General features: G+C 68.7%; 8 protein-coding genes. 2 read left to right on the top strand and 6 right to left on the bottom strand.

Annotation, left to right across the window (positions count from 1 at the left end):
- Positions 1-273: 273 nt before the first annotated feature.
- The 3 genes from CV1CTNOD_RS16940 to nadA form a co-directional block, all read right to left on the bottom strand.
- A complete protein-coding gene (locus CV1CTNOD_RS16940) occupies positions 274-1,254 on the bottom strand; it encodes an aldo/keto reductase family protein (RefSeq protein WP_131787027.1) in 981 nt (326 codons plus the stop codon).
- A gap of 125 nt (positions 1,255-1,379) precedes the next feature.
- Positions 1,380-2,030 carry a DUF3043 domain-containing protein gene (locus CV1CTNOD_RS16935; RefSeq protein ID WP_131787026.1) on the bottom strand — a complete coding sequence of 217 codons (651 nt, stop codon included), beginning with the start codon at positions 2,028-2,030 and terminating at the stop codon, positions 1,380-1,382.
- A complete protein-coding gene (gene nadA / locus CV1CTNOD_RS16930) occupies positions 2,030-3,262 on the bottom strand; it encodes a quinolinate synthase NadA (RefSeq protein WP_131787025.1) in 1,233 nt (410 codons plus the stop codon). Before nadA ends, CV1CTNOD_RS16935 begins: the two co-directional genes overlap by 1 nt.
- 470 nt (positions 3,263-3,732) lie before the next feature.
- On the opposite strand from nadA, the gene CV1CTNOD_RS16925 reads away from it, so the two are divergent.
- Together CV1CTNOD_RS16925 and CV1CTNOD_RS16920 are read left to right on the top strand one after the other, a co-directional pair.
- A complete protein-coding gene (locus CV1CTNOD_RS16925; RefSeq protein ID WP_131787024.1) occupies positions 3,733-4,116 on the top strand; it encodes a HesB/IscA family protein in 384 nt (127 codons plus the stop codon).
- A gap of 340 nt (positions 4,117-4,456) precedes the next feature.
- A complete protein-coding gene (locus tag CV1CTNOD_RS16920) occupies positions 4,457-5,440 on the top strand; it encodes a carbohydrate kinase family protein (RefSeq protein ID WP_131787023.1) in 984 nt (327 codons plus the stop codon).
- 150 nt (positions 5,441-5,590) lie between these two features.
- On the opposite strand, the gene CV1CTNOD_RS16915 is transcribed toward CV1CTNOD_RS16920, so the two are convergent.
- The 3 genes from CV1CTNOD_RS16915 to CV1CTNOD_RS16905 all read right to left on the bottom strand — a co-directional run bounded on the left by CV1CTNOD_RS16915 (position 5,591) and on the right by CV1CTNOD_RS16905 (position 7,947).
- Positions 5,591-5,872: a sulfurtransferase TusA family protein gene (locus CV1CTNOD_RS16915; RefSeq protein WP_131787022.1), complete on the bottom strand. Its 282-nt coding sequence runs from the start codon at positions 5,870-5,872 to the stop codon at positions 5,591-5,593.
- An 83-nt stretch (positions 5,873-5,955) separates the two neighbouring features.
- Positions 5,956-7,104 (bottom strand): cysteine desulfurase family protein, encoded by a 1,149-nt coding sequence (locus CV1CTNOD_RS16910; RefSeq protein WP_131787021.1) that lies wholly within the window; start codon positions 7,102-7,104, stop codon positions 5,956-5,958.
- A gap of 168 nt (positions 7,105-7,272) precedes the next feature.
- Positions 7,273-7,947, bottom strand: coding sequence for a peroxiredoxin-like family protein (locus CV1CTNOD_RS16905; protein ID WP_131787020.1), 675 nt, complete (start codon positions 7,945-7,947; stop codon positions 7,273-7,275).
- Positions 7,948-7,979: the final 32 nt, after the last annotated feature.

The following is a 7,979-nucleotide window of genomic DNA, read 5'->3' as shown; positions in this document are numbered from 1 at the left end:
CCGCCGGCTCGTTGTCGTCGGAGTCGTTCCCGACGCAGAGCGACGCCGAGACCTGGCTGGGGGAGACCTGGCAGGAGCTGCTGGACGCCGGTGTCCAGCAGGTGGTGCTCCAGGAAGCCGGCCGCAAGGTGTACGGCCCGATGAGCCTTCGGCCCGTCGACTAGCAGCCGGCCGAAGAGCGCGCGATCATGTCTTTCGCGCGCTCGGAGGCCAAAACCCTCGGGCTATGGGGCCGAAGAGCGCGCGATCATGTCTTTCGCGCGCTCGGAGGCGCTAACCGACGGCTTCCGGGTCGGTGACGACGACCCCGTCGAGGACGGAGTCGATCCGGGCCAGGATTTCGGGGTCCAGTTTCATTCCGGCCGCCTTGACGTTCTCGTGGACTTGCTCCGGCCGGGACGCCCCGATGATCGCCGATGCCACGTTGTCGTTCTGGAGCACCCAGGCCACCGCGAGCTGGGCCGGTGACAGGCCCGCGTCGGCCGCGACCGGCAGCAGATCCTGCACCCGGGTGAGGACCTCGTCGCGCAGCAGCCGCCGGACGAAGTTCGCGCCGTTCGCGCTGGTGGCGCGGGTGCCCTCCGGCAGCGGTTCGCCCGGACGGTACTTGCCGGTGAGCACGCCCTGCGCGATCGGCGACCAGACGATCTGGGAGATGCCGGCGGCCTGCGAGGTCGGGACGACCTCCGCCTCGATCGTGCGCCACAGCATCGAGTACTGCGGCTGGTTGGAGATGATCCGGTCGAAGCCCAGGTCGGCGGCTATGCGCACCGCGTCCGAGATCTGTGCGGCGGTCCATTCCGAGACACCGACGTAGAGGACCTTGCCGGCCCGCACGAGATCGTCGAAGGCTCGCAGGGTCTCCTCCAGCGGCACCGTCGGGTCGTAACGGTGCGCCTGATAGAGATCGAGATGGTCGGTGCGCAGCCGCCGCAGCGAGGCGTGGCAGGACTCGATGATGTGTTTGCGCCCCAGGCCCCGGTCGTTCGGGCCGGGTCCGGTCGGCCAGAAGACCTTGGTGAACAGCTCGTAGGACTCCCGGCGTACACCGTCGAGTGCCTCGCCGAGCACGGCCTCGGCGCGCGTGCCGGCGTAGACGTCGGCCGTGTCGAAGGTGGTGATCCCTTCGTCGAGAGCGGCCTGTACGCATGCGAGCGCCTGTTCCCGCTCGATCTGGTCACCGTGGGTGATCCAGTTGCCGTATGAGATCTCGCTGACGGACAGTCCGCTACGCCCGAGTCGTCTGTGCTCCACGCAGTTACCTTAAAGCGCTCGTACCTTGGGGTGCTCGGCCGCGGACCTGCAGATCTGCGGATCTGTGAACTTGCGGCTGTGGATCTGTGAAATTGTGGATCTTGCGGGTCCGCGGGCCCGCAAGATCATCGATCCTGGCCTGCGCGCGTCACCCGGGGCCGGGGCATCCGCCAGCGGGCGGGCAGGAGCGCGCGTTGCACCGAGTAGGCGCGGACCTTGACATGCGAGTCCGGGTACCTTTCCGTGACCCGGCGGCCGACCCGGCGGACCAGTACCAGCGAGTCGGCGACCACCGCGAGGATGCCCAGCAACATCAGACAGGTGGTGATCAGCCGTACGTACGTGTTGGGGACGATGCCGCCGACGAAGTACAGTGCGGCGGCGGCGAGGAAGAACGGTCCCACGTTCCTGCGGGTGTCGACGAAGTCCCGGGCCAGTACCCGTTCGGGGGCACGCTCGCGTGGTGGCAGCTTGTTGACGTCACCTGAGAGCATCGCCGTCCGGTACTCCCGGGTCGTCCGGCGACGCTCCTCGCGGGAGCGTGCCCGGGCCTCCTTGCGCGAAGCCGGGGTCGTCACGGCGCTGCCGCCGCGGGCGCGTGCCGCCCGCGCCTCACTGCGCTTCGGGGTGGGACGCCCCTTTCCCGATCCGTTTTCCGACCCGGTCGGGGTGCCCGAGCCGTTCCTGCGATCGGCGGCGGGAGCGGGCCCGGCCGGGACCACCGGTGCGTCCGCGGGATCGTTACGGGCGGGCGTGTGTCGCTTCAACAGTGCCATCAGGGCAGCGCCAGCATCTGGTCAAGGGCCTTCCGGGCGTACGCCGCGACGTCGGGGTCGACCGTGATGCGGTTGACCGTCTCGTCGTGGACAAGGGACTCAAGGGCCCACACGAGGTGGGGTAGATCAATACGGTTCATGGTGGAGCAGTAGCACACCGTACGGTCCAGGAAGACGATGGTCTTGTCAGGGTGCCGGTTGGCCAGTCTTTGTACCAGGTTCAGTTCGGTGCCGACGGCAAACGTGGAGCCGGGCGGGGCCTCGTCCACCGCCTTGATGATGTATTCCGTCGAGCCGACCAGGTCCGCGGCGGTCACGACCTCGTGCTGGCACTCGGGATGCACCAGCACGGTGACGCCGGGTATCCGGGCGCGGACGTCGTCGACGCAGGCGCGGCTGAACCGGCCGTGCACCGAGCAGTGTCCCCGCCACAGGATCATCCGGGCGTTCCGCAGCTGTTCCTGGGTGAGACCGCCGCCGGGCCGGTGCGGGTTGTAGACGACGCAGTCGTCCAGTGACATCCCCATCTCCAGCACGGCCGTGTTGCGTCCCAGATGCTGGTCGGGCAGGAACAGCACCCGTTCGCCGCGGCGCTGCGGCCCGAACGCCCACTCCAGCGCCCTGCGGGCGTTGGAGGACGTGCAGATCGTGCCGCCCCGCCGCCCGGTGAATGCCTTGATGGCGGCCGAGGAGTTCATGTAGCTCACCGGGACGGTGCCCTCGGCGAGGCCCGCGTCCGCGAGCGTCTCCCATGCCTGCTCGACCTGTTCGGCCGTGGCCATGTCGGCCATGGAGCAGCCCGCGGCAAGATCGGGGAGGATCACCTGCTGATGGTCGCCAGTGAGGATGTCTGCGCTTTCGGCCATGAAGTGCACGCCGCAGAAGACGATGTGCCCGGCCTCGGGCCGGGCGGCGGCCTGCTGGGCGAGTTTGAACGAGTCACCGGTCACGTCGGCGAAGACGATGACCTCGTCCCGCTGGTAGTGGTGACCGAGTATGAAGACGGAGTCACCGAGCGTTTCTCTGGCCGCTTTGGCCCGCTCGACGAGCGTCGGGTCGGACGCTGGTGGCAGCGCGCCGGGGCAGTCGACCCCGCGCTCGCTGTCCGGATCCGAGCCGCGTCCCAGCAGCAGCAGTTCCAGCGGTCCGGTCAGGGGCCGTGGGCGTGGCGTGACCGGAGGTGTTCCCGGCGATGTGACGCCGACGCGTTCGAGCGCGGGATGGATCGTCATGCTCGCTCCTCCGGCCGGTCGACCGGCTGTCTGCGCGGTCTGGCCGCACGCATGGGGACGTATGGTCGGTAAGACTCTAACTCGCGATACGGCCTTGTGTCCGCACTTGCCAGGACCTTGTGCCGCACTGCCTGGGACGAGTTCGCGATCACAGCTGTGTGCCGTGTGCTTGGTCGTCCGGGGACGTCCTGCGTACGATGGGAAGGCAATCGCGGCGGGCGGTGTTCCACGTAGGTGCGTGTGACGGCTTGCGGGTGACGGCCGCTGTCGCGGTGGCACGAACGGCGACCTTGCATGAAGGGTGGCGTCGCGGGCATCCCATGTTGTTGCCTACAGTGATGCGCACGTATTGCGAGTAGACGAATACCGGGCATCCCTGCACACGTAACTAGCCGGCCGAAGGAGGAGCGACCGTGGTTGCTGTCGCGACTCCCCACGCCCCAGGGAATACTCACTAGGGAGCAGCCTCCATGACAGTCCAGGACACGACGACCGATACGGCGACCGACGTGGACGCAGCGACTCGTCCGAGCACCGTCATCCTGACCGACCTGGCCGCGAACAAGGTGAAGAACCTGCTCGAGCAGGAGGGGCGTGACGACCTCCAGCTTCGGATCGCCGTACAGCCCGGCGGCTGCTCCGGCATGCGCTACCAGCTCTTCTTCGACGAGCGGCAGCTCGACGGCGACGTCCTCCTCGACTTCTCCGGCGTCAAGGTCGCGGTCGACCGGATGAGCAGCCCGTACCTCGGCGGGGCGACGATCGACTTCGTTGACACGATCGAGAAGCAGGGCTTCACCATCGACAACCCGAACGCGGCGGGTTCCTGCGCCTGTGGTGACTCCTTCCACTGATTCGTGGCGTTCCACCGATCGTTTGCGGCGTTCCACTGATCGTGGTGCCGCGGTGCGGGTAGTGGTAGGTACCCGAGGCCACACCGGCTGACGGCGTCCGTTCGGCGTGGCGTTGGTTGTGACGTCCGGTCCGGCTGGGACGACCGGTCGGACCGGACGTCTGTCAGGTCTATGTATCCCGCGTGTCCTGTGTTCTGTCTGCCTGTATTCCTGCGCGGACGGCTGGTTCGTGCCTGTGTGCCCGTGGTCTGGTCAGGAGCGACTGTAGGGACGCGGGCCGGACGGGCGCCGCCGTGCAGATGCGGCAGTTTCGGACGATGGCCAGGTAGAATCACGCATCGTGCGTATAGCCGTTACGGGTTCCATCGCGACCGATCACCTCATGCGCTTTCCAGGGCGGTTCGCCGAGCAACTGCTCGCCGACCAGCTGCACCGGATTTCCCTGTCGTTCCTCGTTGACGACCTGGTCATTCGGCGTGGGGGAGCGGCCGCCAACATCTGTTACGGGCTTGGGCGGCTGGGTCTGCGTCCCGTCCTCGTCGGGGCGGTGGGCGAGGATTTCGCCGATTACCGGTCCTGGCTCGACCGCAACGGAGTTGACACGGACTCGGTATATGTGAGCGAAATTGCTCACACCGCCCGTTTCGTATGTACCACTGACGACGACCTCTGCCAGATTGCGTCTTTTTACCCCGGCGCGATGAGCGATGCCCGGCTGATCGAGCTGCGCCCGATTGCCGAGCGCCTGGGCGGCCTGGACCTGGTGGTGGTCAGCCCGAACGACCCTGACGCGATGCTTCGCCACACCGACGAGTGCCGGGAACGGTCGATTCCCTTTGCCGCGGATCCCTCACAGCAACTCGCCCGGATGGATGGGCCGCAGATTCGCCGGCTGGTGGACGGCGCGGCCTGGCTGCTGTGCAACGACTACGAAAAGGGTCTGCTGGAGAGCAAGACCGGATGGTCGGACGCGCAGGTACTCCAGCGGGTGGGCGCACGGATCACGACGCACGGCGTGGACGGAGTCGCCATCGAGGTCGCGGGGGAGGCGCCGATCCGCGTGCCGGTCGTGCCTGCCCGGGTCACACCGGATCCGACCGGCGTCGGGGATGCTTTCCGTGCGGGTTTCTTCGCGGGGCGCGCGTGGGAGCTGTCGCTGGAGCGCAGTGCGCAGCTCGGCTGCCTGCTCGCCACGCTGGCGCTGGAGACCGTCGGGACCCAGGAGTACGAGACCACCCCGAACGACGAGATGCTCAAGCGGTTGTCGGAGACCTACGGAGCGGACGCCGCCGCGCAGATTGCGCCGCACCTGCCGACCGGTTGACACCTGCCCACGGGTTGACCCGGGTCGGGTTGGCCGGTGAACGCTCGGGCGGGAACCGGCGTCGGGCCGGCGGCCGGTCGGAGGCGCTCGGCCGGATGTGCTGCTTGGCCGGATGTGTCTGGCCGGACGTGACTGGCCGGACGCCTTCGGTCAGGTGAGACGGCGGACGAGGTAGGCCGTCCCACCTATGGGCAACGCCCGGGTCATGACCAACTCCTGGGAGCGCATGCGACACCAGGCGGGCACGTCCAGGTCCGCGGCCGGGTCGTCCGCCCACAGCGCCAGGGTGGCGCCGAGGTCGATCTCGCCGATGTGGCGAGCAAGTTCGATGATCGGTAGTGGGCATCGCCGCCCACGCGCGTCCACGGTGAACTTCGCCGCGTCCCACCGGGTATCGCGGTCGCTGCCGCCGGCCACGTCGTCGGTTCTCATGTCGCTGCTCGTCGTGGCATCCGTCGTACGGTTTGTCGTGTCGCCTGTCATGTCGTTTGCCGTGCTGTCTGTCATGCGGTTTGTCACAGTCCAGCGACCCCGGCCCGTTCACGGATGCGGGCGACCGCGTCCGGCAGGACCGCCAGCAGGGCGTCCACGTCCGCGGTGTCGGACTCCCGGCCGAACGACACCCGGATGTTCCCCTGTGTCAACGCACCCATCGCGGCGAGCACATGGCTCGGGGTGAGCGTGTCGGAGGTGCAGCTGGAGCCGCTGCTGACCGCGATGCCAGCCCGGTCCAACTCGTGCAGAAGCGACTCGCCGTCGACATAGAGGCAGGAGAATGTGAGCAGGTGCGGCAGCCGTCCGGCCGGGTCGGGGTCGCCGAGCACCTCGACGTCGGGCACCAGCCGGGGCAGGCGGGTCCGCAGCCGGTCCACATAGCCGGCGAGGCGTGGTACCTCGGCGGTGATCTCGACGGTCCGGGCGTGCAGGGCCGCGGCCGTCGCGACGATTCCCGCGACGTTGGGGAAACCGGCGACCCGACCGCCCTCGCGTTCGTCCGCGGGTAGCGGGTTGACCCACCGGCGACCCGTCCGCACTACCAGGATGCCCACGCCCGCCGGTCCGCCGAACTTGTGTGCGCTGGCACTGAGCAGGTCAGCGCCCAGCGCGGTGACGTCCACCGGTATCCGGCCGAGCGACATGGCCGCGTCCACGTGCAGCGGAACGCCTGCCGTGCGCAGCAGATCAGCGACCGCGGCCACCGGCTGGATGGTCGCGACCTCGTGGTTGGCATGCTGGAGGCTGGCCACCGCGGTGTCCGGCGGGGGAGCGAAGCCCACCGGGTCGACGCGGCCGAACCGGTCCACCCCGACGCTGCTGACCAGGCCGCCTGCGTTCTCGTGCCACTCGGCGGCATGCAGGATGCAGGAGTGCTCCACGGCGCTGACGAGTATGCGGGTACCCGACCGGCGGCGGGCCCGGGCCGCGCCGAGAAGCGCGAGCTGGGCCGCCTGGGTGCCCGAAGAGGTGAAGCTGACCTCGTCCGGACGGGCACCGAGCACCCCGGCGACCGTCTCTCGGGACGCGTCGAGCAGCATGCGGGCCCGCCGGGCGTCGCGATACAGCCGGGCGGGGTCCGCCCAGCCGTCGTCGATCGCGGCCAGCAGGGCTTCGCGGGCGGTCGGATGGAGGACGGCCGTGGAAGCATGATCAAGGTAGGCCGGCACGTTTCCCACGGTATGCCGGTGGTCCCACGGTGTGCCGGTGGTGGAAAGTCCGGATCCCCGCAAGCGCGGATCGCGGAAAGCTGCAGGCGAGCGCCCCGGACGTCCCGCGCGCCGGGCGGGCGGAACCGGAACAGGCGACAGCGGCTACCAGCCGGACTGCCTATCGGCCTATCGGCCGGACCCGACCCGCTCGGCGAGGAGAGGACGGACGGCGTTGAGCACGGTGGTGGCCTCGGTGCGCACCATCCAGTTCGGGTGGACGTCGGCGAACCTCACCACGCGGTCGCGGTCGATGACGACCACGGTGGGATAGGGCAGCGTCCACCGTCCGTTTCCAAGGACCACACTCAGATCGTGGCCGTTCTCAATGCTCTTCCGTTTCGACGCATCGTCCGGGTCGAATCCGATACCGAAGGCGTCGATCAGTGCGTACTCGCGGTCCGAAGCCACCAGGAACCCGAAATCGTGCCGTTTCTTGATCTCGACGAGCTTCTCCGGGATCTGCGGGCTGATCGCGACCAGCGGGACGCCGAGGTCGTGCAGGTGCGGGGCGAGCGCGAGGTGGTAGCCCGACAGGGCAGTGTTGCATGCCGGGCAGTCCGCGAACCGGAAGAAGATCAGTACTGCGGGCCCGTCCGCAAGCAGGTCGGTGAGGACGACCTGCCCCCCGTCGACCTCGGCGAGCGTGAACGGCCGCACGAGGTCACCGGTCTTGACGAAGCGCGCATGGTCGGCCTCGGCCTCCAGCGACCGGCGAAGGGTGGCCGAGGCCCGGAGCTGGTCGGCCGTCCATTCCACGTCCCGGGTGGCCTGCAGCGCGTCGAGCAGTCCCTGTACCGTCACCGAGAACTCCGGAGGATGCCCCGGCCTTCAGG

It is taken from the genome of Protofrankia symbiont of Coriaria ruscifolia, assembly GCF_900634745.1.
Lineage (GTDB): Bacteria > Actinomycetota > Actinomycetes > Frankiales > Frankiaceae > Protofrankia > Protofrankia californiensis.
This window is presented reverse-complemented; position numbering and strand designations above follow the sequence as displayed.

Excerpts from the sequence above, each read along its gene's own strand:
- nadA (WP_131787025.1), bottom strand. The coding sequence starts at position 3,262 with ATGACGATCCATCCCGCGCTCGAACGCGTCGGCGTCACATCGCCGGGA.
- CV1CTNOD_RS16915 (WP_131787022.1), bottom strand. The coding sequence starts at position 5,872 with ATGAGAACCGACGACGTGGCCGGCGGCAGCGACCGCGATACCCGGTGG.
- CV1CTNOD_RS16925 (WP_131787024.1), top strand. The coding sequence starts at position 3,733 with ATGACAGTCCAGGACACGACGACCGATACGGCGACCGACGTGGACGCA.
- CV1CTNOD_RS16935 (WP_131787026.1), bottom strand. The coding sequence starts at position 2,030 with ATGGCACTGTTGAAGCGACACACGCCCGCCCGTAACGATCCCGCGGAC.